Source organism: Amphritea atlantica (genome assembly GCF_900111095.1).
Taxonomy (GTDB): Bacteria; Pseudomonadota; Gammaproteobacteria; order Pseudomonadales; family Balneatricaceae; genus Amphritea; species Amphritea atlantica.
Genome location: NZ_FOGB01000002.1, coordinates 182,667 through 207,345 on the forward strand (window position 1 = coordinate 182,667; position 24,679 = coordinate 207,345).

Annotated in this window: 20 protein-coding genes; 11 read left to right on the forward strand and 9 right to left on the reverse strand. The window is 53.8% G+C overall.

Annotated features, from left to right (window positions below; all coding sequences use genetic code 11):
- Positions 1 to 54 precede the first annotated feature (54 nt).
- On the forward strand, positions 55 to 1,371 hold the full coding sequence (locus tag BMY09_RS04095) for a sigma-54 interaction domain-containing protein (RefSeq protein ID WP_091354390.1): 1,317 nt from the start codon (positions 55 to 57) through the stop codon (positions 1,369 to 1,371).
- Positions 1,372 to 1,404: 33 nt separating this feature from the next.
- On the opposite strand, the gene cydX is transcribed toward BMY09_RS04095, so the two are convergent.
- From cydX to BMY09_RS04125, 6 genes are all read right to left on the reverse strand, one after another.
- Positions 1,405 to 1,503 (reverse strand): cytochrome bd-I oxidase subunit CydX, encoded by a 99-nt coding sequence (gene cydX, locus BMY09_RS04100; RefSeq protein WP_091354393.1) that lies wholly within the window; start codon positions 1,501 to 1,503, stop codon positions 1,405 to 1,407.
- Positions 1,504 to 1,540: 37 nt separating this feature from the next.
- A complete protein-coding gene (gene cydB, locus BMY09_RS04105; RefSeq protein WP_091354396.1) occupies positions 1,541 to 2,677 on the reverse strand; it encodes a cytochrome d ubiquinol oxidase subunit II in 1,137 nt (378 codons plus the stop codon).
- The gene (locus tag BMY09_RS04110; RefSeq protein ID WP_091354397.1) at positions 2,670 to 4,238 is read right to left on the reverse strand and encodes a cytochrome ubiquinol oxidase subunit I; all 1,569 of its coding nucleotides are present in this window, start codon (positions 4,236 to 4,238) and stop codon (positions 2,670 to 2,672) included. The genes cydB and BMY09_RS04110 overlap by 8 nt, the downstream gene beginning before the upstream one ends.
- Positions 4,239 to 4,690: 452 nt before the next feature.
- Complete coding sequence (locus BMY09_RS04115; protein ID WP_091354400.1) at positions 4,691 to 6,769, reverse strand: putative bifunctional diguanylate cyclase/phosphodiesterase; 2,079 nt, start codon at positions 6,767 to 6,769, stop codon at positions 4,691 to 4,693.
- Between the two features lie 5 nt (positions 6,770 to 6,774).
- The gene (locus tag BMY09_RS04120) at positions 6,775 to 7,356 is read right to left on the reverse strand and encodes a YfiR family protein (protein WP_091354401.1); all 582 of its coding nucleotides are present in this window, start codon (positions 7,354 to 7,356) and stop codon (positions 6,775 to 6,777) included.
- Entirely contained in the window at positions 7,353 to 9,320 is a 1,968-nt protein-coding gene (locus tag BMY09_RS04125; RefSeq protein ID WP_091354404.1) for a TonB-dependent receptor plug domain-containing protein, read from the reverse strand. The genes BMY09_RS04120 and BMY09_RS04125 overlap by 4 nt, the downstream gene beginning before the upstream one ends.
- 492 nt (positions 9,321 to 9,812) lie before the next feature.
- Here BMY09_RS04125 and BMY09_RS04130 point away from each other — a divergent pair, with 492 nt between their 5' ends.
- The 5 genes from BMY09_RS04130 (at position 9,813) to BMY09_RS04150 (ending at position 16,491) form a co-directional block, all read left to right on the forward strand.
- Entirely contained in the window at positions 9,813 to 10,838 is a 1,026-nt protein-coding gene (locus BMY09_RS04130; protein WP_091354406.1) for a diiron oxygenase, read from the forward strand.
- Between the two features lie 58 nt (positions 10,839 to 10,896).
- Complete coding sequence (locus BMY09_RS04135) at positions 10,897 to 12,000, forward strand: 2Fe-2S iron-sulfur cluster-binding protein (protein ID WP_245756495.1); 1,104 nt, start codon at positions 10,897 to 10,899, stop codon at positions 11,998 to 12,000.
- Between the two features lie 154 nt (positions 12,001 to 12,154).
- Complete coding sequence (locus BMY09_RS04140) at positions 12,155 to 12,874, forward strand: ABC transporter ATP-binding protein (protein WP_245756496.1); 720 nt, start codon at positions 12,155 to 12,157, stop codon at positions 12,872 to 12,874.
- A 10-nt stretch (positions 12,875 to 12,884) separates the two neighbouring features.
- Positions 12,885 to 15,266, forward strand: a complete 2,382-nt coding sequence (locus BMY09_RS04145) for an ABC transporter permease (protein WP_175483437.1) — start codon at positions 12,885 to 12,887, stop codon at positions 15,264 to 15,266.
- A 7-nt stretch (positions 15,267 to 15,273) separates the two neighbouring features.
- Positions 15,274 to 16,491, forward strand: coding sequence for an efflux RND transporter periplasmic adaptor subunit (locus tag BMY09_RS04150; RefSeq protein WP_091354410.1), 1,218 nt, complete (start codon positions 15,274 to 15,276; stop codon positions 16,489 to 16,491).
- Between the two features lie 19 nt (positions 16,492 to 16,510).
- On the opposite strand, the gene BMY09_RS04155 is transcribed toward BMY09_RS04150, so the two are convergent.
- From BMY09_RS04155 to BMY09_RS04165, 3 genes are all read right to left on the reverse strand, one after another.
- Entirely contained in the window at positions 16,511 to 18,118 is a 1,608-nt protein-coding gene (locus BMY09_RS04155; protein ID WP_091354412.1) for an NAD(P)/FAD-dependent oxidoreductase, read from the reverse strand.
- Between the two features lie 119 nt (positions 18,119 to 18,237).
- Entirely contained in the window at positions 18,238 to 19,902 is a 1,665-nt protein-coding gene (locus BMY09_RS04160; protein ID WP_091354414.1) for a formate--tetrahydrofolate ligase, read from the reverse strand.
- A gap of 114 nt (positions 19,903 to 20,016) precedes the next feature.
- On the reverse strand, positions 20,017 to 21,210 hold the full coding sequence (locus BMY09_RS04165; RefSeq protein ID WP_091354417.1) for a YbfB/YjiJ family MFS transporter: 1,194 nt from the start codon (positions 21,208 to 21,210) through the stop codon (positions 20,017 to 20,019).
- A gap of 117 nt (positions 21,211 to 21,327) precedes the next feature.
- On the opposite strand from BMY09_RS04165, the gene BMY09_RS04170 reads away from it, so the two are divergent.
- The 5 genes from BMY09_RS04170 to BMY09_RS04190 all read left to right on the forward strand — a co-directional run bounded on the left by BMY09_RS04170 (position 21,328) and on the right by BMY09_RS04190 (position 24,589).
- The gene (locus BMY09_RS04170; protein ID WP_245756497.1) at positions 21,328 to 22,110 is read left to right on the forward strand and encodes an AraC family transcriptional regulator; all 783 of its coding nucleotides are present in this window, start codon (positions 21,328 to 21,330) and stop codon (positions 22,108 to 22,110) included.
- A 114-nt stretch (positions 22,111 to 22,224) separates the two neighbouring features.
- Positions 22,225 to 22,434 carry a hypothetical protein gene (locus BMY09_RS04175; protein ID WP_091354424.1) on the forward strand — a complete coding sequence of 70 codons (210 nt, stop codon included), beginning with the start codon at positions 22,225 to 22,227 and terminating at the stop codon, positions 22,432 to 22,434.
- A 16-nt stretch (positions 22,435 to 22,450) separates the two neighbouring features.
- Positions 22,451 to 23,029: a dimethylsulfonioproprionate lyase family protein gene (locus tag BMY09_RS04180; RefSeq protein WP_091354427.1), complete on the forward strand. Its 579-nt coding sequence runs from the start codon at positions 22,451 to 22,453 to the stop codon at positions 23,027 to 23,029.
- A 319-nt stretch (positions 23,030 to 23,348) separates the two neighbouring features.
- Positions 23,349 to 23,909, forward strand: a complete 561-nt coding sequence (locus BMY09_RS04185) for a cyclin-dependent kinase inhibitor 3 family protein (protein ID WP_091354429.1) — start codon at positions 23,349 to 23,351, stop codon at positions 23,907 to 23,909.
- Positions 23,910 to 23,926: 17 nt separating this feature from the next.
- Complete coding sequence (locus BMY09_RS04190) at positions 23,927 to 24,589, forward strand: hypothetical protein (RefSeq protein WP_217647392.1); 663 nt, start codon at positions 23,927 to 23,929, stop codon at positions 24,587 to 24,589.
- The last annotated feature ends 90 nt before the right edge of the window (positions 24,590 to 24,679 follow it).

A 24,679-nucleotide genomic window follows, 5' to 3' on the forward strand; every position in this document is an offset into this window, starting at 1 on the left:
CGCTTGCCATTATTGGCACAATTGAGCCATAACTGACGAAACAGAGTCTGACTGATGACTAAAATAAGCTGGTTGAGAACCATGCGCAATGTTCTCGATAGCTATAATAACCCTGCAGTGTTGATAGATGCTGAGTATAACGTTGTTGCCACCAATAATAGTTACGATTTCCGTTTTGGTGGGCTGAACGGGCGCAGCTCGGCGAAATGCTTTTTTCTCTCCCATGGTTATCAGCAACCCTGCGACCAGGAAGGGGAAACCTGCCCCATGCAGGAAGCCCGTGACAGCGGTCACCGGGCTAGTGTGCTGCATATTCATAATACGCCACAGGGCAAAGAGCATGTGGGTATCGATACCATTCCGATTACTGATGATGAGGAGCGGGCCTACTTTATCGAGGTGATGAAACCGATTCGTGAAGTCAGTGCCGTGCCGATTGCCAACAAGATGATTGGCCGCAGCCGGGCGTTTAATGAGCTGGTGGATCTGATTCAGAGGGTTGGTAAAACGGATACCAATGTATTGCTGATGGGGCCTTCCGGGGCGGGTAAAGAGCTGGCGGCTCAGGCGCTTCACTCCACCAGTCCCCGGGCCAGTAAGCCCTTCGTGACGGTAGAGTGTTCTGGTCTTACCGATAGTCTGTTCGAAAGCGAGCTGTTTGGTCATATCAAAGGCGCGTTTACCGGTGCGATCAGCTCCCGTACCGGGCTGGTTCAGTCGGCCCATGGCGGCACTCTGTTTCTCGATGAAGTAGGAGATGTGCCGTTGCATCTGCAGGTAAAACTGCTGCGCTTGATAGAAACCAAGACCTTTCGTCCGGTGGGTGACAGTAAGTCGATTGCGGCGGATTTCCGGCTGGTCTGCGCGACCCATAAGGATCTCCCGGCGATGGTTGAGCGGGGCGAGTTCAGGGATGATCTTTATCACCGTATCAGTACCTTCCCGATCCGTCTGCCATCGCTGGCGGAGCGGCGTCAGGATCTGCCCCTGCTGGTGGAGAGTATTCTGCTGCGCATTGAGGATAAAGCTCCGCTGAAACTGACCGATGAAGCACTGCAATTGCTGGCTCAACAGCCCTTTAAAGGCAATATCCGGGAGTTGAAAAATATACTTGAGCGGGCAGTTGTGTTGCGTCATGATGATCTGATCGGCACGGATGTTATTAAGCGAAGTCTGAATCTGATCCCGGTGGCTGAACTGTCCGGCCAAAAGACGGATGGTCTGGTGCAGATGGCGGAGCAGAGGCTGAGTCTGGATCAGGTTGAGCAGCGTTACCTTGAGGTGCTGCTACAACGCTGTGTCGATAAAGGCCAGGTTGCGGAGATTGCCGGCTGCAGTCTGCGCACCCTGTACCGCAAGCTGGAGCCTTGATTCAGGACACCAGCTTGTCGTCATATTACCGTTTTATTCCGTGTCTTCCATCTGGTTCTCCAGCCACATGGCATTGATAATGCCGAAGCTGCAGGCCAGAAGAACGCCGAGTATCCAGGCGAAATACCACATATTACTCTCCTTGCTTAAGGTCTAGAGACTTAAGCGATTAATAGTTAGACACACTGTTCTGCTCGATAAAGGCCGGCTCGATGCGGCGCCACATTTTGACGTAACACCAGATGGTGTACAGCAGGATAATCGGCACGAAAAACACCGCAACCCAGAGCATAATTTCCAGTGTCAGTTTGCTGGAGGTGGCATCCCAGAGCGTCAGGCTGCTGGCCATGTCGGTGGACGATGGCATCACAAACGGGAACAGTGTCACCCCTGCCAGCAGGATGATGCAGCTGATCCCCAGGCTGCTGGTTAAGAACGCCAGTGCATAACGGCCGCTCCAGGCGAGCAGGCTGGTTAGCAGGGGCAGCAGGACAGCGGCTAATGGCAGCAACCAGAGCAGAGGATAGTGGGCGAAATTACCAAACCAGTCCGCACTCTGAACCACGGTTTTGCTCAGTGGGTTAGAGCTGGCATCGGCAATAACGGCGCTGCTGATGCTATAGCCGGGAATGCTGGTATAAAGCCACAGACCAGCGACCACCAGAAGTACGCTGAGCAGCAGACCGGCCACTCCGGCGGTGCTGCGACTGCGCTGCTGAATTGCACCGCCCGCCCGCATCTGTAACCAGACCGCACCATGCAGTACCAGCATCAGCACACTCACCAGGCCGCAAACAATAGCGAAGGGGTTCAGCAGTGCCCAGAACGACCCGGTATAGGTTGAGCGGGTCAGTTCATCAAAGCTGAACGGCACGCCGAGGAACAGGTTGCCGAATGCCACACCAAACACCAGCGCGGGGACAAATGAGCCCAGACTCAGGCCGATATCCCAGTTATTTCGCCAGCGGCTCCCCGGCATTTTACTGCGGTATTCAAAGCCAAGGGGGCGGAAAAACAGCGCAAAAAGAACCAGCAGCATCGCCCAGTAGAAGCCTGAGAACGCGGTGGCATAGACCAGCGGCCAGGCGGCGAAAATAGCGCCTCCTGCGGTGATCAGCCAGACCTGATTACCATCCCAGTGTGGACCGATAGTATTAATCATCACCCGACGTTCAGTATCGGTTTTTCCCAGCAGGGGAAGGAGCATTGCGACGCCCAGATCAAAGCCATCGGTGATGGCAAATCCGATCAGTAGTACGCCTATCAATAACCACCAGATCAGGCGCAGAGTTTCATAATCAAACATGCTGAGTTTCTCCTAGTGATTCATAGTGATAGCGACCGGTCTCCAGGGCACTGGGGCCCTTACGTACATATTTGACCATCAGGAATATTTCGATACAGAGGAAGGTAGTGTATAGCGCGGCAAAACCGGCAATACTCATCCACAGATCGGTTGCGCTCAGGGTTGAGGTGGCAACATAGGTGGGCAAAATCTCACCAATCGCCCAGGGTTGACGGCCGAACTCTGCAATAAACCAGCCGGTTTCCACTGCAATCCACGGCAGGGGCAGGCAGAGTACAGCCAGTTTCAGCAACCAGCGGGTCGTGTATTCACGCCGGCGGGCAGTGTAATAGAACGCAGCAGCAAAGGTGAATAACATGATCACGCCGGTTGCCACCATAATCCGGAAGGTCCAGAACATCGGGGCAACTCTGGGGATGGTATCCAGAGCGGCCGCTTTGATCTGTGCTTCAGTGGCATCGGTGACATTCGGGGTAAAGCGTTTCAGCAGTAATCCATAGCCCAGATCTTTGCTGACAGCACCGAATGCTTCGCGGTTGGCGGGCGTATCCTCGCCGTTGCGCAATTTTTCCAGCAGACTATAGGCCTGCATACCGGTGCGGATGCGCGTCTCGTTGGCAGTGACGTGATCCTTAATGCCGGTGATCTCCTCATCCACCGAACGGGTGGCGATCAGCCCCAGCAACCAGGGAATGCGCACGGCATAATCGGTGGTCTGTTGTTGCTGATCGGGCAGGCCTACCAGGGTGAAGGGGGCCGGAGCCGGATGGGTATCCCATTCCGCTTCTATGGCTGCCAGCTTGACCTTCTGTACCTCGCCAATTTCATAACCACTTTCATCACCCAGTAAAATAACCGAAAGGATCGATGCCAGGCCAAAAGCGGATGCGATGGCAAAAGAACGACGGGCAAAGCCGACATCCCGGTTGCGCAGCAGATAGAAAGCGCTGATGGAGAGCACAAACATGGCGCCGGTGACATAGCCAGCGGAAACGGTGTGGACAAACTTAACCTGAGCCACAGGGTTGAAGATGACATCGGCAAAGCTGTCCATCTCCATGCGCATCGTTTCAAAGTTAAAGTAAGCACCCACCGGGTTCTGCATCCAGCCATTAGCGATCAGTATCCACAGGGCGGAGAAGTTCGATCCGACAGCGACCAGCCAGGTGACGGCCAGATGTTGAACTTTGGAGAGCCGGTCCCAGCCGAAGAAAAACAGGCCGATAAAGGTAGATTCGAGGAAGAACGCCATCAGCCCTTCAATCGCCAGTGGAGCGCCGAAAATATCGCCGACATAGTGAGAGTAGTACGCCCAGTTAGTACCGAACTGAAACTCCATGGTGAGTCCGGTGGTGACTCCCAGTGCAAAGTTGATACCGAACAACTTGCCCCAGAAGCGGGTCATATCTTTATATACCTGTTTACCGGTCATCACGTAAACTGACTCCATAATAGCCAGCATAAATGTAAGCCCGAGTGTTAATGGCACAAACAGGAAGTGGTACATCGCGGTCAGGGCAAATTGCCACCGCGATAGTTCGACAACAGTTTCAGAAACCATAGTTACAATACCTTAGGTTGGTCCGGCTGCCAGGCCGAAACGAAAAAGAGTGCGGAGGGCACAGAGTCAGGATGATCCAAATGAGTAATGCATTTCTTTAGGCATATGCTGTACCAGATCTGTTAAAACTTTATTACTCTTTTATTTTCAATATCTTATGTTTATATAACGGATTATATAAAGAGGCGTTCTTATAGGAATTTGTCAATTATGACGCAAACTTTGTCAGATTGTGATGTGACATAGTGTCGCGCCATGGTTCTGGACAATAATGGCATTCAGCGGTCGCCGGCATCGCTTGCAAAGGCGCCTTTTGGGAAGCGGCTGATAGCCGTGATAGCCCGAACGACTTGATCTTTCTACGCCGCTGCGCTTATGTCAAGGTTCGTGACATTTGTGGTCGGAGACTGAAAAGAGGGGGGCGTATCTGTGATAGTTTAGTGCCGTAGAGATCAGGCCTGAACGAGAGATTCCTGCTGCTCCATTAAACAGATCAGTTGCTCCAGTGGTACTGGCGGGCTAAACAGGAACCCCTGTACCTGATCGCAGTTATGGTGTCGCACAAAAGCCAGCTGCTCCCTGGTTTCAACCCCCTCGGCAACAACTTTCAGGTTGAGGTTGTGGGCCATATCGATAATGGTTTTCACGATCACCTCATCATCGCGATCACTGCCGATATCACGGATAAATGAGCGGTCTATTTTCAGGGTATTCAGTGGCAACCGTTTTAGCCGGCTGAGAGAGGAATAGGCGATGCCAAAATCATCAATGGAGATCTCTACCCCCAGACTGCGGATCTGATTGAGTTGTTCAAGTAGTTGTTCATTCTCCGTGGCCATAAAAGTTTCGGTGATCTCCAGCTCCAGGGACTCCCCTGGAAAACCGGTTTCGGTGAGAATTTCAGCGATCCGCTTATACAGATCCCGGCGAATAAAGTGCGCCGGAGAGAAGTTGACTGAGAGCTGGATATGTTCACCAAACTGCTGACGTACCTGGAGAATATCCGCACAGGCTTTTTTAATAACCCACTGATCAACCAGGCCAATCAGCCCCTGATCCTCGGCGAGGGGGATAAATTCATCGGGAGGGATGGCTCCTTCATCGGCATCAAACCAGCGAATCAGCGCTTCCAGACCAACAATGACGTTACGCCGGATGCACCATTTAGGCTGATAATAGACTTCGAAGCGTTGCTCTTCGATTGCCTGTCTGAGTTTCTGTGCCAGATGAATGCGGCGTTCGGAGCGGATATTCATCTCTTTGGCAAAAAAGCTGAACTGGTTTCTGCCGGCCGCTTTAGAGTAATACATCGCCGTATCAGCGTGTTTGACAATGGTTGTTGCATCATCTCCGTCGGCAGGGTAGATGCTGATCCCGAGACTGGTGGTTACCTGCAGATTGAAGCCATCAATATCAACCGGTGTCTGGATAGTTCTGATCAGTTTGGTGGCGATGTCAGCCGCTCGGTTCTGTGAGGTGTTGTTGGTCAGTACCGCAAACTCGTCGCCGCCAAGCCGTGCCAGCGTATCACTGCTTCTCAGACAGTGTTGCAGGCGCGCTGACAGTTCCACCAACAGCCGGTCACCCATCTCATGTCCCAGGGTGTCATTGATATCCTTAAACCGGTCGAGGTCGAGGAACATGACCGCCAGCTGTTCGTTGCTCCGTTGTGCATAATGGATGGCGGTGTTCAGATTGTTATCGAAGGTTGCCCGGTTGGGCAGACCGGTCAGGCTATCGTGAAACGCCTGATGCTCCAGCTGTTGGGTCAGTAACAGTAACTCAGCGGTGCGGTCTTTAACTTTTTCTTCCAGTAGTTGTCGCGCCTGTTCCAGTTGATTGTCGCGCGCCTGGATCTGTTCGATCATCAGGTTAAAGTCGGTTGCCAGACTGCCTATCTCATCTTCAGAGCGATTGCGCACCCGCAACTGATAGTTGCGGGTGCGGGTGATTTTGCGGACCGTCATGGCCAGCTCGGTGATCGGCCGGGTGATGATTAGCTGAGCAACGCTTGAGAGTAACAGTGCCACGATCAGTGACAGCAGAAAGACGATAAAGGCGATCCCTATCTGATCTGCCTGACGGGTGGTCAGACTGCCGAGATCGGAGAGCAACAGGGTGTAGCCTATGGCGTCATGATCCATCATTACCGGACGTAAAACATAGAGGGCGCCATCAATCTCCCCTTCGCTGCTCGTTGGCAGGGTGGGGACTGGAAAGTTTCCGGGGGCGTATTTTGCAAACAGCTTCTTGTCTGCGTCATAGAGCACAGCCAGGACAATATCCTGAACATTATCCAGTGATTCAAGGGTGACTCTGGCTGATTCCGCATCACCAAAGGTAAGTGCGGCAATGGAGTTGGTACTGATGATATCCGCTTGGGAGCGCAGGTTCTCGGTCGCCTGAAGTCTGGAGTCATACCAGTCATGCAGGGCGAAGCCTGCGGTGGCCAGTGTCAGTACGGTGCTGCTGATCAGGAGTAACATCGACATCAGCTTGCGCTGTAGCGGGAGGCGTTTAAAGATGGACATCTGTTTCACCTCCTGATCCGGGCCAGTTTGAGCAGTTCAGAACTGATGGTCAGTCCGCTGCGGTTAACTTCGGGAAGGTAGATATCCAGCCCTATGCGCGTGCCCTGCCGGATCAGGTTGATAGCTGCCCGGGAGTCTGATGTCACGCTGGAGTCGCTTTCTGTCAGATCCGCCACGGTCAGAACCGGCAAGGGGCCATGGTGAGCCTGATCTTCAGCGAAGCGCCTGATCTGGCTGAATGGGATAAATAGCATGGCACAGTGGTCAGCTTCGGATAATGAGTCTATCAGTTTATCATTGACTGTTCTCTGTTGTACGGTTTTCCCTGTGATGGTTTGCACGGCTGGTCTCAGCGAGTTTTCACGGTAATAGCAGATGGTCATGTGATCCGGGTTATTCGCGATAGCATTGTCTGGCCAGCGGACAAATTTGGCGATATTGAACAGAATAGCGGTTTTAACCTGCCGCAGCTTGCTGTCATGGGGCTCCGCCTGGAGGTGGAGTGGCGAGAGGCAGGCGAGCAGCAACAGTAACACCGGCAGACGCTGAGAGACGCTGGATAATGTCAGGATTACGGCGTTAATCATAACAGATCATGATTCCATTCTAGCCGCAACCAGAGCTCCCTCTCACTGCGCTCATTGTTGTACTGCTTGCCGAAGTCTGCGGCAGGGTCCATCACCCGCTTATCAAACAGGTTATCGATACCAAATGAATAATTCAGCGCCTGAGTCAGTTTTCCTGAGCCAAACAGGTTGACGGTGGCAAATGAATCAGCGCCATCATCAAAGCTGTTGGTATCGGTTCGGCGACTGCTATAGATCAGGCTGGCTCCCAGCAGATGGTCATTACTGATCTGGTAATCGGTTTGCAGGCTACCGGTCCAGGCTGCCAGGTAGGGCAGTGATTCGCCATCGGATTCGGTTTCAAGATAACTGATCCCCACCCGGGTGTTCAGTTTTCGCATTGGCCGCAGGGTTAATAACAGCTCAGCACCGCGCATTCGATAGACCGTGTTGCTATTGGTGAAATACTCATCAGCATCATCGGGGGTAGGCGTTTCCTGAATAAAATCATCAATCTGACTGTTGAACAGATTGATATTCATGCTGGCCTCATCCCACTGGTAAAGATACCCCAGCTCAGACATCGTTATCCGCTCGGCATCAACCTGAGGAGGCTGAAAACTGGTGCCCTCAAGCACTTTCAGATACTCCCTGAATCCCGGGGTGCGAATGGCGGTGCCATGTTGCAGTTTCCAGGTTTGCTGAGTGTCGGGTGTGTATACCAGTGCTTCGCGATGATTAAAGTAACCGCCAAACTGTTCAAAGTAGTCAAACCGTCCACCAATGGTAAGGCTCAGATCCGGGTGAATCTGCCAGATGTCCTGAGCAAATGCCACATAGTCATTGTTGGTTATACCGGGTTCGGAGAGCAGGTTTCCGGTTTCAGGCGGGCTCAGAAAACCGCTGGAAAAGTGGTAACTACGGCGATAGTCACTCCGTTGCGCTTGCTCATAGTTCCAGCTGATACCGCCTGCCAGAGTGTGCAGCTGAAACTGTTTTAGCAGGGTTAACGAGGCGCCTGCCATAATGCCGTTCTGGTATTCCTCATAGCCTGGCGACTGAGTGGTCTGCTCCAGCTCATATTCCCGGGTATTATCTTTCTGATAATAGAACGTGGTTTCCAGCTGTCCCTCTTCGATAGAGCCTGTCTCATAGTGCGCCGACAGATTGAGAAAATCGCTGTCGATATAGGCATCCTGAGTGGAAGGGATGAAGAGAAAAGGGGTTTCACTGCGATTGTAATCCAGTTGCAGTGTCAGTCGTGGCAGCGGCTGCGCTTTAATATGGATATTGCTGTAGTCCTCATCCCGCGGCTGTAATGACTCTCCGCCGATAAAACTCTTCCGCTCAGAACGGAAGGGGGCGTCCTGATCAAGGTGGCTGGCAAACAACTGAAGCTTGCCGCTGTTGTAGAGGGCGGTGCCTTTGGCTCGCTGGTTGCTGCCCGCTTCAAGGCCCATCTCCAGTTGTTCGGTGTCGCTGAAGTTGCGGGTGGTCACCGATATGATGCCCGCAAAGGCGTTGGCGCCGTAGAGACTGGATGCCGGGCCGAGAATGACTTCAACAGTTTCAAGATATTCCAGCGGCAGGTTATCTCCGAGGCTGAAGTGGTTGTAATAGAGCTGGCGCACCCGTACCCCGTCAACCATCAGTATCATTTTGTCGTTATAGCGGTCCAGAACGCCCCGGGCCCATATGGCGCGATGCCGTTTGCGGTACTGATTAAGCTGCAGGCCTGGCACAAACTGTAACAGATCCTCCAGTCGTCTCACGCCATAGCGCTTAAAATCATCGCGGTTGAAGGTGTAGACCGTGCCTGGGGCTTTATTCACCTGTGTAGGCACAAGCGACGCTGCGGTAAACACGTCCATCGCCACCAGCTCTTTCAGGGACAGGTCACTGAAGCCCTGTTGGTCAGCACGCGCGTATGCGGAGGTAAAGAAGACTGAATAAATAAGCAGTGGGATAACACTGTTTTTCGACATGCACTTTTCCGGAACAGGGAGCCAGCTTTCGATCGGTGGCAATATTATTATTTTAGCGTAGCGGGCTTTAGTGGAGCTCCCTTTCTCTGGCCGTGATACGCGCTCACCATGATACAGAAAACCGTTCAGTGGGGAAGCGTATCGCTACTAATCCCCATACCAATATTATTTTTGAAACCATATTTCAATGGCTAATTAGGCGTATCTGATCGCTTTGCTATTGTACGGGAGGGGGATAGGAGGATTAAAAAGTATTGATATGAGTCAATAAAATTAAATAAATGTATAATTCAAGTATCACTATTTAGGAAGGGTTTTTATTGGTTTAAGTGGTTGTATATCTATATATTTCAACTATTTAAATGATTTTGTTGGGCTGGGTGTATTTTAAAAAGAGATACATAATAAAATATCATGTATTTATTTATGTATCATAAGTGGTATTGTTGCGTCGTTCTTAAAACAAAAACAACCATCTCTGAGGTTTTTGCTATGCACGATAAAATTGCCAATACCATGGAATTTCCACCCGAAACTCCCCAGCCAAATATCTATCCACTGAGCTGGGAAACCAAGACCTCAAAGGCTGAGGAGATCTGGGATGCATCGCTGCGCGAAGCGTGGAATCCAAAGGATCTGCCCTGGGATACTTTCGATGTCTCCAGCTACTCCTGGGAGGAGCGTGAAGCGATCGCCTATTGGTGGACGCTGCTATCGGTATTTGATGCCTCGGCACCCCCTGTTTTTGCTGAAGCGTTTATCAAAACCTATGAAGATCATGAAGAAGATGCCATTCGTCGCTGCTTTTTCTCGGTTACCCGTGATGAACAGAATCACGAGCAGATGTGTGGTATGGCGATTACGAAGTTGCTGGAAGCTAACAGCCCGCTGGAATATGAACCAAAAACCGATCTGGGTCGCCGTCTGAAGCGCAATGCTGCCTGGTTGTACTATAACGGCGGCCGTTACTGGGGCGGATATAAAAAAGCGGTGCCTAAATACAGTCTGGCGGTTCTGTTCAGCTCCTTCCTGATGGGGGAGATTGCGGCAGCCACTATCTTTAAACAGATGTCTGAAAGCTGTGAAGAGATGGTGTTCCAGGAAGCGTTTAAAAACATTGGCCGTGATGAAGGACGCCATATGGCGATCTGTTTGTCACTGATGGAACGTGACTATCCAAAACTGTCTGCAGAAGAGAAGAGCGTTATCACCAAACAGATTCGTGCGGGCTACCTGTTCCTGTCTGCGGTGTTGTTTGAACCGCCTGCTGAGTTCTGGGATCTGCCGGAGGACTTTATCGCCAATCAGCGGGAAGCGGAAGCGATCGCCCGTGAAGCGGGCTTTGGTGTGCCCTCTTACGAGGCGAAGAAGGATAACTGGCGTACCGCCATGCTTAACCTGAAAACGGTTCTGGATAAGTATGACACGCCGTTCCCGGCAATTCCTGAAGTGGATATTACCGGTGAAGAGGTGACTCAGGCGGACCTGGATTCTGCGGATATTATTCCGATCTTCTGATTCCTCTTCCGCTTATAGTCTTCACCAACCGCCGCTCTGTTGAGCGGCGGTTATCTGCATGACTGACCATTTAATGTTGCTGTTACAGGATTGGGATATCCCCGATCCGGAGGTGAGTATGACGTCGATTCGTTTATCCCCATCGGGTAAAGAGGTAGAGGCGAAGCCCGGTGAAACGGTATTGGAATCCCTCGAAAATGCCGGCTACGCCCTGCCGAATAACTGCCGTGCAGGCGCCTGTGGCGAGTGTAAGGTTAAGGTGCTCGAAGGAGAGTTCGATCAGGGAATGGTGATGGATATGGCGCTGTCACAGGCGGAACGAGCCGAGGGCTACGGTCTGATGTGCATGTGTAAACCGCTCAGTGATACTCTGGAGATTGACTGGGGTACCGATGATGCGATGCCAAAACTTTTTCCACCGCGGGAGAATGTGCGTTGCGTGGTGGTGGACCGCATCGAAAGGACCGATCGGATCGCCGAGATCCGGCTGCGTCCGGTAGGCGATCCACTGCGCTTCTGGCCGGGTCAGTATGTCAGCCTGACCGATACCGCCCGAAGTGTGACGCCGCGCTCCTATTCGATTGCCAATGCCCCCAGACCGGATGGTGAAATCGTTTTACAGATTACCCGCGTGCCTGAGGGTAAAACCAGTAACTGGGTTCATGATGATATTCATCCGGGCTCAATGGTAAATATTTCAGGGCCTTACGGCACCTTTATCGGTGATCCGGGAACCGATGGTCCGGTGCTCTGTCTGGCTGCAGGAACCGGCCTGGCGCCGATTCTGAGTCTGGCCGATGCCGCCCTGCGTCGTGGTTTTAAGCAACCGGTACATCTGATGTTTTCGGCGCGAACCGAAGCGGAGATCTACTGCCGTGGCCTGATGTCGTTGTGGAATGCCCGTCATCGCCGCTTTAAGTTCATCCCCACCCTCACGCGGGAGGTGAAAGAGGGCGTTCAGAGTGGTCGTATCCCGGATATCATCGCTGATCTCTATCCCGATCTGTCGAAACATGCGATCTATATCGCCGGCAGTCCCGAGTTTGTGGATAACTGCATCGCAGCGGTAACCGCCTGCGGAGCGCAGGGTGATAATATCCACACCGAAGGCTTCTTTGATCAGGCTCAGCCTGAAACCCCTGCGTCAGACCGGTTAGTCTGACGCGCACACCGGATTTCAACGCCGGACCTGCTCGCAGCGGTCCGGCTTTTTTGTATCCGTCAGAAAAATGTCTGAGATCATCGCTTTTCAGTGCATAACCGCTATTCCCTTTGTACTCTTATAGTTAATGGTTATTAACGCAGATGTTGCAACGATGGATAGAAACAACAGCGAAATCGCATTTGCCACTACCGGCCTGACCAGGGTGTACGGTGAAGGCTCAGTTGCCGTGCATGCCTTAAGGGGAGTTGATCTGCAGATTCCCCAGGGGGAACTGGTGGTGTTGCTTGGCGCTTCCGGCAGCGGTAAATCAACACTCCTGAATATTCTGGGGGGACTGGATCAGCCGACCGACGGCGAGGTGTACTTCTTCGGGCAGAACCTCAGGCAGATGGATGATGGCGCTCTGACTCTCTATCGCCGGGATCATATCGGCTTTGTATTTCAGTTTTATAATCTGATGCCCAGTCTGACAGCGCGGGAAAATGTTGAGCTGGTGACCGAGATCGCCGATAACCCGCTGACCGCGGAACAGGCGCTGGCGCTGGTTGGGCTGAGTGAGCGGGCCGATCATTTTCCGGCCCAGTTGTCCGGCGGCGAACAGCAGCGGGTCGCCATCGCCCGGGCGGTGGCGAAACAACCCCGGGTATTGTTCTGTGATGAGCCCACCGGTGCGCTGGACAGTACCAGTGGCCGACAGGTGATGGAGGTGCTGCAGCAGATAAACCAGCGTCTGGGCGCGACGGTGGTGATTATCACCCATGCGGCGACGATTGCAGGTATGGCGGACCGGGTGATTCACTTTGCTGATGGCCAGATCAGAGAGGTGGTGATGAACAGTGAAAAGTCGCTGGCGCAGGACCTGGTCTGGTGAGGGTTGCCTGATGGCTGGATTGGCAGACCTGTCGCCGCTTGATCGTAAACTGCTGCGGGATTTATGGCGGATGAAAGGTCAGGCTGTCGCGATAGCCCTGGTGATTGCGCTGGGGGTATTGATGCTGGTGATGATGAACGGCCTGGTCCGCTCACTGGAGGATACCCGCACCGCCTATTATGAACGGCACCGCCTGGCGCAGGTGTTTGCGCCGCTACAGAGGGCGCCGCAATCATTGTTATCCCGGGTTGCTGAGATTGAGGGCGTTTCGGTGGCGGTGGGCCGGGTAACCGGTAGTGCACTGATCAACCTGCCCGGTCAGCGGTTACCGCTGAGTGCTCAGGCGGTATCGCTGCCGGATCAGGGCGACGCGCGGCTGAATGATATCTATCTCACCGCCGGACGGCGTCCGGACCCCAGCCATAAAGATGAAATTATCCTGCTACAGGATTTCGCTAAAGCCCATAGCCTGAGCCCCGGAGACCCGCTGTCGGCCACCATGCACGGAGCCCGCCGCACCTTCCGTATTGTCGGTCTGGCACAGGCCCCTGAGTTTCTCTATTCCGCTGCGCCCGGTGAATTTGTCCCGGATGATGCCCGCTTTGCGGTGATCTGGATGAGTCAGTCAGCCCTGGCAGCGGTTTACGATATGCAGGGGGCCTTTAATCAGTTGCTGCTGGGAACCACGAAAAACAGCTCTCTGCCAGCGATTCTCGATCGGGTCGATGTGCTACTGCAGCCTTACGGCGGGCGGGGGGCGTATGGCCTGGCGGATCATGTCTCTAACCGTTTTATCGAGGAGGAGATCAGCGGTCTGAGGGTGTCCAGTCGTACCGTGCCACCGATATTTCTGGCGGTGGCGGCCTTTCTTCTCAATATCGTTATCTCCCGGATGATCCGCGCAGAGCGCAGCCAGATCGGTCTGCTGAAAGCCTTCGGCTACCGGGATATTGAGATCTCCCTGCACTACCTTAAGTTTGTTATTGTGATCGCCGTCAGCGGCGCACTGCTGGGCTGTTTTCTGGGGGTGATGTCGGGGCGTAGTCTGGCACAGGTGTATCAGCACTATTACAAATTTCCATTTCTGCTGTTTCAGGTCGATCCAATGACCTTTGTGATCGGTATTCTGGTGAGTATTCTGGCGGCAGCCGCCGGAGGGATGCTGGTGCTCAGGTCGGTGTTTCGGCTCAGCCCTGCGGTGGCGATGCAACCACCCACACCGGCTGATTACAGCCGTTCGCTGGCGCTGGCCGCCTTTATGAAACGCTGGCTGGATCAGCCCGGCCGGATGGTTGCCCGGCGGCTGCTGCGTCAACCCGGGAGGGCCGCAGGCGGCGTTATCGGTATCGCTGCAGGGATGTCTCTGGCGGTGGCGATGCTGAATGTGATGAGCGCGTTTGATCAGACCCTGGCGCTTAGCTTTAATCTGATCGACCGCAGTGATCTGTCGGTGAGCTTTATTGAACCGTTATCTGACAACGTCGTGTTTGAGTTGCAGAGTATTGACGGGGTTATCGAAGTCGAGGCGCAGCGCACCGTGGCGGTGAAGTTTAGCAATGGCCAGCACAGCTATCGTGGTGCGATCACCGGGCTGCCGGTTAACGCCCGACTTAATCGCGCCCTGGATAACCGCCAGCAGGCGATTCCGATGCGAACCCGGGGCGTGGTGCTGGGCAGCGCCCTGGCGGATATCCTCAGAGTAAAAACGGGCGATGTTCTCGATATTGATGTACGGGAGGGGCGTCAGCCTCAGTTGCAGATACCGGTGACCGGAGTGGCGGATACGCTGATCGGTTCACCCGCCTATATGGCGCTGGATAGCCTCAACCGGGTGCTGGCTGAGCCCCGCCGGGTCTCCGGTGCTTATCTGCGTATCGACAGCGCCAGGCAGGATGCCATCTACCGTCGCATTAAGGCGTTGCCGGGGATTGCCGGGGTCAGCCTGAAACAGGATGCCCGCGAGGCGTTTCAGCGGCTGATCGATAGTAGTGCTGGCGCGGTGCGCTATCTGATGGCGGCGATAGCCGCTGTGATCACTTTTGGGATAGTCTATAACAGTGCCCGCATCGCCTTTGCCGAACGGGCACGGGATCTGGCCAGTCTCCGGGTGATCGGCTTTACCCGGAGGGAAGCAGCGTTTGTTCTGCTGGCGGAGCTGGGTATTATTACCCTGCTGGCGCTGCCGCTTGGTGGGCTGCTGGGCTATTTTCTGGTGTTTGCCATATCCGAGGGCTTCAGTACCGATCTCTACCGGGTTTCTGCGGTCTTTGTGCCCCAGAGCTATGGCATCGCGGCGCTGGCGGTGATCATTGCGGCCCTGCTGTCTGGCTGGCTGGTGAAGCGGGATATCGACCGGATCGATCTGGTTTCGGCATTAAAAGTAAGGGAGTAACGGGTTTATGGGGGCAAAGCGGTCGGGTCACTGGGTGTTGCTGGGAAGCGTTGTGGTGGTGCTGTTGCTATTGGTGTGGGCGTTTATGCCCCGGCCGTTGCTGGTGGATATCGGCACAGTACAGCGCGGGGCCATGCTGGAAACCATTGACGATGAAGGCAAAACCCGGGTGCGTGATGCCTATGTGGTTTCGACGCCTGTGACCGGTCGGTTGCTGCGTATCGAGGTGGAGCCGGGCGACCGGGTCATCCAGGATAAAACCGTTATTGCCCGTATGCTGCCCGCTAACCCGGTGGCGCTGGATAGTCGCAGTCGGGAGCAGGCCCGTGCTGCGGTGGTCTCTGCCGAAGCCGCTGTGCGACTGGCGCAGGCTGAACTGAATAAAGCGCTGGCCGATACTGAGCTGGCCGATACTGAACTGAAGCGGATCACCGAGTTGCAGCAGCGGGGCGCGGTCAGTAACGCTGCGCTGGATAATGCTAAACAGATGTGGCGTTCGGCCAGTGCTCAGCTGGATATGGCGAAGGCTTCCATCTCAATGCGTCAGGCGGATCTGGCCAGTGCCCGCGCACAACTGATCACCTTTGTGCCGGGACAGAGAGATAACCGCGATGCGCAGTCCGGGGTAATCAATATCGTCGCACCCCATTCCGGTAGTATTTTGCGGGTCTTGCAGGAGAGCGAAACCACGCTGCCAGCAGGTCAGGCGATTCTCGAAATCGGCGATATCAATGAGGAGCTGGAGGTGGAGGTTGAACTGCTCTCCAGCGATGCCGTCAGGGTCAAACCCGGCTACCGGGTAATGATCGAAAACTGGGGCGGACCACAGGCACTCGAGGGACGCGTCGAGAAAGTGGAACCCTGGGGCTTTACCAAATACTCCGCCCTGGGAGTCGAAGAGCAGCGGGTGAAAACCACCATCCGTTTTATCAGTGACAAATCCCAGCGGGCCAGTCTCGGGCATGGTTTCAGAGTGGAGGCGCGGATCGTCGTCTGGGAAGATGCGGATGCACTGATCGTGCCTTCCAGTGCGTTGATTCGCAGTGGCAGTCAATGGGCGGTGTATCGGGTTGAATCCGGTAAAGCGCTGCTGCAGACCATTGAGGTTGGGCATAACAATGGCATCAGTGCTGAACTGTCTGGGGGGCTGGCAGCGGGCGATCAGGTGGTGCTCTATCCGCCAGCAGAGCTGAGGGACGGCGGCCGGGTTAAGCCCCGGCTCTGATTCATTGTTGGCCTATGACTTAGCTGTGTTGCTCATTGATGCTCATGGCGATCGCTTCCGCTATTTTGATACCATCGATCGCCGCGGACATAATCCCGCCAGCGTAACCGGCGCCTTCCCCTGCAGGATAGAGTCCGCGGGTGTTGATGCTCTGCATATCATAGCCGCGCTTGATTGAAACCGGCGAGGAGGTGCGGGTTTCGACACCGGTCAGTAGCGCATCATCCTTAGCAAAGCCTTTGATCTTCTTATTAAACTCGGGGATCGCTTCACGAATCGCTTCGATACAGAAGTCCGGCAGGGCTTTGGACAGGTCGGTTAACTTAATACCCGGCTTGAATGAAGGGTGCACACTGCCAAGTTCCTCTGAGGCTGAGCCTTTCAGGAAATCGCCGACTTTCTGTGCCGGCGCATCGTAGTTTTCACCCCCCATCAGGTAGGCGTTGCTCTCCAGCTGGCGCTGAAAATCCACCCCGGCTAACGGGTGGCCGGGATAGTCTGAGGGATCAATACCGACGACGATGGCGCTGTTGGCGTTGCGCTCCTGACGGGAGTACTGGCTCATGCCGTTGGTCACTACCCGGCCCTCTTCGGAAGAGGCGGCCACCACGGTACCTCCCGGACACATACAGAAACTATATACGGAGCGGCCACTTTTACAGTGGTGCACCAGCTTATAATCAGCGGCGCCGAGAATCGGATGACCGGCATTTTTACCAAAACGGGCGTTATCGATCAGGGATTGTTCGTGTTCAATCCGAAAGCCCACCGAGAACGGTTTAGCTTCCATATAAACCCCTTTGTCATAGAGCATCTGGAAGGTATCCCGGGCGCTGTGACCGATCGCCAGGGCGATATGTTTTGAGCGGATCGTTTCGCCGCTGGCCAGAGTAATACCGGTGACCTGGCCGGCTTCGATCAGCAGGTCGTCAACCCGGGCGCTGAAACGGATCTCGCCACCCAGTTCGATAATCTTAGCGCGCATCTTTTCCACCATCGACACCAGTCGGAAGGTGCCGATATGGGGCTTGCTGACATACATGATCTCTTCCGGCGCACCGGCTTCGACAAACTCGGTCAGCACTTTACGGCCGTAATGGTTAGGGTCTTTGATCTGCGTGGAGAGCTTACCGTCGGAGAAGGTCCCGGCGCCGCCCTCACCAAACTGAACATTGGATTCGGTGTTGAGCTTTTTCTGCCGCCAGAAGCCAAAGGTATCTTTAGTGCGCTGACGCACCTCTTTACCCCGTTCGATGATCAGCGGCTTATACCCCATCTGCGCCAGTACCAGACCGGCGAGGATACCGCAGGGGCCAAAGCCGATTACCAGCGGGCGTTCCTGCAGATCGGCCGGAGCCTGAGCAACAAACTTGTACGCCATATCCGGGGTCGGACGAATCGACTGATTACCCGCATGTTTTTCCAGTAGCGCATCGTTATCGGTGGTGTCGACATCGAGGGTGTAGATCAGGAAGATAGTGTTCTTTTTGCGGGCATCATAGCCGCGCCGGCGTATCTCAACCGCTGTTAACTGCTCAGCGGTGATGCCAAGTGTCGTTAAAATGGCATCGGTGAGCGCCTGCTCGTTATGATCAAGCGGCAGTTTAATATTAGAAACACGTATCATCTGAAGAATCCGGAATAGGCGAGACGGAAACAGGCTCTGTTGTTACCTGGTTATAGTAAAGCAGGCATATTACTGTATTTCAGCGTGTGTTGCTGAAATGATTAGTCCGGTGTGCTGCGTTATTCCAGTCCCTCAATCACGCCACTTTTAAGTAAGCGCATCTTATTGGCGGCCGGTTGTTTCGGTAGCCCCGGCATGCGCAGAATGTCACCGGTCAGAATCACCAGAAACCCGGCACCGGAGTTAATCTGAATCGCCCGCACGGTGACTTCAAAGTCTCTGGGCCGGCCATGTAACAGCGGGTCATCTGACAGCGAGCTGGGCGCTTTGGCGATACACACGGGGAGGTGTGTCAGGCGCAGCTGTTCCACCAGTTGCAGATCTTTTGCTGCCTCTTTAGTAAAGGCGACATCATCGGCACCATACATCTGCTTACACACCGCCCGCACCTTCTCCAGCACGGTCAGATCCAGATCGTAGAGGGGTTTAAACGGCTGGTTCTGTGTCACGGACCCCATAACCGCCTGGGCCAGCTCAAGTGCGCCCTTGCCGCCATCGGTATGATGGGTGGTTTCAGCGAATGCCACCCCGAGTTCGTTACAACGATCACGAATAATCGCGACTTCGGCATCGGTGTCGGTGGCAAAACGGTTGAGCGCCACCACCGGTTGCTTGTTAAACAGCACGACACTTTCAATATGCTTATCCAGATTACCGAGGCCCAGCTTCACGGCGCTGAGATCTTCGCTTTCCAGCGCGTTTTTCTGTTTACCGCCATGCATCTTCAGCGCCCGTACCGTTGTCACCAGTACCACAGCATCCGGATCTAAATTGGCGATTCTGCACTTAATGTCGAAGAACTTTTCCGCCCCCAGATCGAAACCAAATCCCGCCTCTGTAATCGCCCAGTCGGCATATTGCATCGCCATCCGGGTGGCGATAACACTGTTGCAGCCGTGGGCAATGTTGGCAAAGGGGCCGCCGTGCACAAAGGCCGGGGTGCCTTCAAAACTTTGTACCAGATTCGGTTGCAGAGCATCCCGCAGCAATGCCATCATCGCCCCGGTGATCTCAAGTTGTCTGGCATACACCGGTTCGCCATCGTAGGTAAAGCCGATCAGGGTGCGATCCAGGCGCTGTTGCAGGTCTTCGGCATCTTCGGCCAGACAGAGCATCGCCATCACCTCGGAAGCAGCGGTTATATCAAAGCCGCCTTCGCGGGGAATGCCCTGCAGCTTACCCCCGAGACCGAGAACGATTTTACGCAGGCTACGGTCGTTCATATCCATCACCCGCCGCCAGACAATCTGCCGGGGATCGATACTCAGTTTATTGCCATGATAGATATGGTTATCGATGGCGGCTGAAACCAGGTTGTTGGCACTGGTGATGGCGTGAAAATCACCGGTAAAGTGCAGATTGATCCGGTCGGCGGGCATGATCTGGCTATAACCGCCACCGGTGGCACCGCCTTTCATCCCCAGACAAGGCCCCAGAGAGGGTTCCCGCAGGGCCAGACATACCGATTCATTCAGCTGTGAGAATGCTTGTCCAAGGCCTATGGTCGTGGTGGTTTTACCCTCTCCAGAGGGCGTTGGGGTGGTGGCAGACACCAGAATCAGTTTGCCGGGCTGGCGGTCGTTGTGGCTGAGTGCCCGCAGGTCGACCTTGGCGATATCCCGGCCATAATGGTTCAGATAATGATCTTCAATCCCCAGTTTCTCAGCGATCTCGCTGATGGGGCGGGGGGTGAACTGCAGCGCGATCTCGACATCGGTGGCCATAACAGACTCCTTGATTATCATCCACTTGATTAAACATGGGAATAAAACCGGCTGGCGTCAAATTATTCGGTCACTTAAATGAGTCATCGAGTACAACTAACGACGTTGGTTTAACTAAACAGTGTTACGCAACGCTGCTGATTGCTCCGCCCGCTGCTCTATTCGCTGCGCGAGTAACAGGGCGGTGCAGCCGATGAGCATGATGATCAGTGTCAGTATCAGGCCGTTATTGAAATTGCCATAATACTCGGCCATCAAACCGACAATCGCCGGGGCGATGACCTGGGCAATACCGTAACTGAAGGTGAGTCGGCTCATCGGCCTGGATGGATTATCCGGGAACAGACGTCCGACCATCGATAGCATCATACCGACGATGCCGATAAAACTGGCGCCATAGATCAGGGCGCTGATGATCACTGCAATCAGTTGATGGCTGAGTAACAGAATGAGAATGCTCAGGGCATTGAGCAGGTAAGCGGCAAACAGGGCCTGCCACTGGCCAGTAATATTGATCACTTTATCCCATAATGCGCTGGCCGGGGCGCAACTTAACCCGGCAACCAGCCAGATCATCCAGCCCTGTCCTGCCAGGGCATCAATACTTTCAGCAATGGTGATGAGAAACGTGGCTGAGATCACATAACCGGCACCGGCACAGAAATAGGCCAGTTGCAGAACCGGCATAAAAGAGGAGGGCATCGGGATCTGCCGGGTATGGTGTTTAGGCAGTGATTGCTCAGCACTGAAGTCCGGTAACCACAGCCAGACAGGCAGAATCAGTAACAGGGTGACGGCGCCATAGATCAGCCACTGTTGCTCCCAGGTGAATATATCTTTAATGATAACCGCGAGAATAGCCGTGATCACGATGCCGATACCCAGCCCGGAAAAGAAGATACCCAGTTCTGCTTTGTGATTGCGCTTCATCAACCAGTGCATCAGTAAGCCGCCTCCCAGCAACATCCCGGCTGAGCTGCTAAGACCTGACAGATAGCGCAGCAGATACCAGACCGGTTCGGACGTTGTCAGGGCCATCGCCATGCTGGTCAGCACTGCGCTGAGCAGGCCGATTTTATACAGCCGGGCTTTCAGTGCCAGGCTGTGGATAAATGAGATCAGCAGAGCCCCGCTGAGATAACCGGCATAGTTGGCCGCCGCCAGATAGCCCGCCACCGATTCGCTCAGACCGACCCCCCGGGCCATCTCCGGAATCATCGGGGTATAGGCAAAACGGGCGATGCCTATAGTGGCAACTACACCTAAAACACAGGTGAGTAACATGCGAAATTTACTGATATCGGACATCGGTAGTTCTCAGGTGGTCAGGTCGTAAAGTGAGTAGAAAACAGGTTAGCGAATACCGTTTCTGTTATCTTTCTATAAAATGACAAAATATGTATAAAATAGGACAGCTGGAAGATAATGTTGGATGTTTCACACGAACTGAGTCTTTTAACCATGCAATCCCTGCCCCGGGAGCTGTACGTGCGTCAGGAGACGATGCCTGCCGGACACTTTTTTCCGCCGCACAGGCATGACTGGCACCAACTGCTCTATGCGGTATCCGGGGTGCTGGTGGTGGACCTGATTGGCGAGCGCTATTTTATTCCCCCGGAGCAGGCGATCTGGCTCCCCCGTGGCTGCCAGCACCGTGTTTACACCGAGTATGGCGCTGAGTTGAAAAGTCTCTATCTTGACGCGGGTTATCAGGGCCTGACGTCAGAAACGGCTGTTGTGTTGCAGGTGACACCGCTGTTCCGTGAACTGATACTTACCGCAGCAGGGTTTGAGGTGGAATATCCGATACAAGGCTATGAAAATAATCTGGTTCAGCTGCTGTTGCGGACCCTGGAGCGTCTTGAACGGAATGACCGATATCTGCCCTGGCCGGTCAGCGAAGATCTGATTAGCCTGTGTAACCGGCTCTATGAGCAGTCTGACAGTAGTGAAACATCGGAACAACTGGCCGCCGGGCTGGCGGTTTCATTACGAACACTGGATCGCCGTTTTCGCCGGGAAACCGGCATGTCCCTGAAACAGTGGCGCTTGCAGCTACGCCTGATGCAGGCGATAGAATTGCTTAATACCGGTCAGAGTATCACTGCAATCGCCCTGGAGCTTGGTTATAGCTCACCTTCGCCCTTTATCTATATGTTTCGGGAGCAGTTTGGCGTCAGTCCGGCGCAGTATCGAAAGCAGAGATAGCGCCTGCCGATGTAGCAAACGGAGTAAAAAATTGCTGAACAAATATATCGGTAATAAGCCCTGTGTTACTGTTTAACCATTGGGTTTAAGCATTCTCCACAGAGGAATTGAGCGTTGAAAAAGTTTGAGTTACATCTGGATGCGATGATCGTTATTGCTCTGCTGTTTGTGTTATCTCTGGGGGTTAACGTTGTCCTCTATCGCCTCTATTCCGCAGAGGCAAAGGCGAACGTTAAGTTTCAGATTCAGAGCCAGGTTGATCAGCTTAATCTGGCGTCTATGGAGGCCTATATCAAAAAGCTGCAAGCATCAGGCGATAAGTAAGTTTTAAAGGTACTTTATGGATATTCGATATGATGATTTCCGGGTGCAGTTGCTCAGAACACTAAACGACGCTGATGGATTATCGTCAGAGGCCCGCAGCATGGTAACAGCGATGAGTCAGCGCCTTGAACGGCAAGGCGAGCTATCCCCGCGAATGGTGCAGGCCAACCCTTTGAGTGACATCCTGTTGCAGGTGAAAAGCAGCTATCAATCTCTGCCCGCAGAAGTGCATCCGCTGGTCGGGTCTTTCTTCAATATCGCAGACTATCTGGCATGGTACAAAAGGCCGGCCCCCGATATGCCTGACTTTATGATCGGTCATGCAAACGCTGAGATTATCGGCCCCCGGGGGCTGGAACGGCGGGATGATCTGGTGGTTGGCGTTACCCTGATGCGACCCGGGATAACCTATCCGGATCACCAGCATCCACCTGAAGAGCTCTATATTGTTCTGAGCGAAGGTCTCTGGCGACAAAATGATAACCCCTGGTGGTCGCCGGGCCATGGCGGCCTTGTCTATAATCCCGCGGATATTGTTCATTCGATGAGGTCTGTGGAGACGCCGTTATTTGCCCTCTGGTGCCTGCAAATGTAAAGCGCCTGCCCCATCGTTGATGTCCATTTGTGCTGCTCATTAACTCTGCCTCCCAAAGAACAAAGCTTGCACACTTCTTGCAGATCCTCTCCTATCCTTCCCGTCATTAACAGGGCTGCTGCTTCAACAGGCTGGCCCTGAATGCTCCTGAGCCTATATGTGACGGTGTCTGGAAGAGATCTGAGTTGTGTATTAAAGGCAGATGTGCGGTGGAAAACATAACGATACTGGAAGGTAAACAACGTTACTTTTCTGACAATTTGTCGCACAAGTCTGAACCGGTGCTCTATCAGGTGCCGAGTAAACTACTGGAGAGACAATGGTAACAAGAACCAGTGAGTCCCATCCCCTGCAGATAGCCGAGGTTCGTGCGGCTGACTCTTTTGGCCGCATCGGCATCACCTTCTGTCCGGGTAAACATGACCCTTTTGCGATTACTGGTGCCTGGGCCAGGGATCTGGATACCGATCTTGACGTGATCGCTGACTGGGGGGCAAAGCTGGTTATCTCTCTGGTGGAAGCCTTTGAGCTCAGACAACTGAAAGTCCCTGATCTTGGGGTCGCCACCCAGCGCAGAGGGATCGGCTGGCTACATCTGCCGATAGAGGATTACTCGGTTCCCAATGAGATGTTTGAGCAGCAGTGGGTCACTCAGGGGCGGGATATCCGCAACAGGCTGCGTCATGGCGAAGATATTCTGGTGCACTGTAAGGGCGGGCTTGGCAGGGCAGGGATGATCGCTGCCCGGTTGCTGGTTGAGTTGGGTATGAACCCTAAAGTGGCGATTAAAACGGTGCGCCGGGCGCGAAAAGGTGCCATAGAAACACCCTCGCAACTGACTCTTGTGCGGCAAACTCAGGCTATTTCCGATGAGCTGTGATGCATGCCGGGTGCAGTGTGATTGATACTCAGAAAATGCAGCGGGTCGCCGGTCAGATCGGCAGCAACCCTGCCGGAATCTTTCAGGATCACAACGGCCAGCGCTACTATGTGAAATCGCTTGAATCCCCGATGCATGCCCGCAATGAATTGATCGCCGCAAGACTCTATCAACTGGCCGGAGCGCCAACCCTGACCTATCACAACAGTGTCGATCCCTGTCAGATCGTCACCGAATGGTTAGCCCTTGATAAAAAGCATATCGCCCACTTTAGCGAGAGCGAACGTAAACAGGCTCAGCAATGGTTCGGGGTACATGCCTGGACCGCAAACTGGGATGCTGCGGGTTTCGATGGTGATAATCAGGGGGTGAAAAATGGCAAAGTTCTCACTCTGGACGTTGGCGGCGCACTGGCCTTTCGCGCCCATGGAGACCCTAAAGGCAAAGCCTTTGGTCTTCAGGTGGAAGAACTCACTGTATTACGACGGGACAGAGGCAATCCCCATGCCCTTAAACTCTTCGCCGATATGACAGAGGACGAGGTAAAACAGGCGATCAGGGTCGTCGCCCTGATCCCCAACGAACAGATACGTCAGGTGATTATCAACAGTGGTGGTAGCCATAAACTGGCTGAGAAAATGGTGGCACGCAAAGCCGATATGATGGGAAGGTTGAGTTAACCGTGTTGGGGGCTCTTAATGCTGATATGCTCCTGATAACCCTTTGATCCGCAATCTTTATTGTCATGCGTAGTCTTTTATCAGGCTAGC

Bases quoted from the DNA above. Each gene is read 5' to 3' on its own strand.
- BMY09_RS04095 (WP_091354390.1), top strand. From the start codon at position 55: ATGACTAAAATAAGCTGGTTGAGAACCATGCGCAATGTTCTCGATAGC.
- cydX (WP_091354393.1), bottom strand. From the start codon at position 1,503: ATGTGGTATTTCGCCTGGATACTCGGCGTTCTTCTGGCCTGCAGCTTC.
- cydB (WP_091354396.1), bottom strand. From the start codon at position 2,677: ATGTTTGATTATGAAACTCTGCGCCTGATCTGGTGGTTATTGATAGGC.
- BMY09_RS04110 (WP_091354397.1), bottom strand. From the start codon at position 4,238: ATGGTTTCTGAAACTGTTGTCGAACTATCGCGGTGGCAATTTGCCCTG.
- BMY09_RS04115 (WP_091354400.1), bottom strand. From the start codon at position 6,769: ATGTCCATCTTTAAACGCCTCCCGCTACAGCGCAAGCTGATGTCGATG.
- BMY09_RS04120 (WP_091354401.1), bottom strand. From the start codon at position 7,356: ATGATTAACGCCGTAATCCTGACATTATCCAGCGTCTCTCAGCGTCTG.
- BMY09_RS04125 (WP_091354404.1), bottom strand. From the start codon at position 9,320: ATGTCGAAAAACAGTGTTATCCCACTGCTTATTTATTCAGTCTTCTTT.
- BMY09_RS04130 (WP_091354406.1), top strand. From the start codon at position 9,813: ATGCACGATAAAATTGCCAATACCATGGAATTTCCACCCGAAACTCCC.
- BMY09_RS04135 (WP_245756495.1), top strand. From the start codon at position 10,897: ATGACTGACCATTTAATGTTGCTGTTACAGGATTGGGATATCCCCGAT.
- BMY09_RS04140 (WP_245756496.1), top strand. From the start codon at position 12,155: ATGGATAGAAACAACAGCGAAATCGCATTTGCCACTACCGGCCTGACC.
- BMY09_RS04145 (WP_175483437.1), top strand. From the start codon at position 12,885: ATGGCTGGATTGGCAGACCTGTCGCCGCTTGATCGTAAACTGCTGCGG.
- BMY09_RS04150 (WP_091354410.1), top strand. From the start codon at position 15,274: ATGGGGGCAAAGCGGTCGGGTCACTGGGTGTTGCTGGGAAGCGTTGTG.
- BMY09_RS04155 (WP_091354412.1), bottom strand. From the start codon at position 18,118: ATGATACGTGTTTCTAATATTAAACTGCCGCTTGATCATAACGAGCAG.
- BMY09_RS04160 (WP_091354414.1), bottom strand. From the start codon at position 19,902: ATGGCCACCGATGTCGAGATCGCGCTGCAGTTCACCCCCCGCCCCATC.
- BMY09_RS04165 (WP_091354417.1), bottom strand. From the start codon at position 21,210: ATGTCCGATATCAGTAAATTTCGCATGTTACTCACCTGTGTTTTAGGT.
- BMY09_RS04170 (WP_245756497.1), top strand. From the start codon at position 21,328: ATGTTGGATGTTTCACACGAACTGAGTCTTTTAACCATGCAATCCCTG.
- BMY09_RS04180 (WP_091354427.1), top strand. From the start codon at position 22,451: ATGGATATTCGATATGATGATTTCCGGGTGCAGTTGCTCAGAACACTA.
- BMY09_RS04185 (WP_091354429.1), top strand. From the start codon at position 23,349: ATGGTAACAAGAACCAGTGAGTCCCATCCCCTGCAGATAGCCGAGGTT.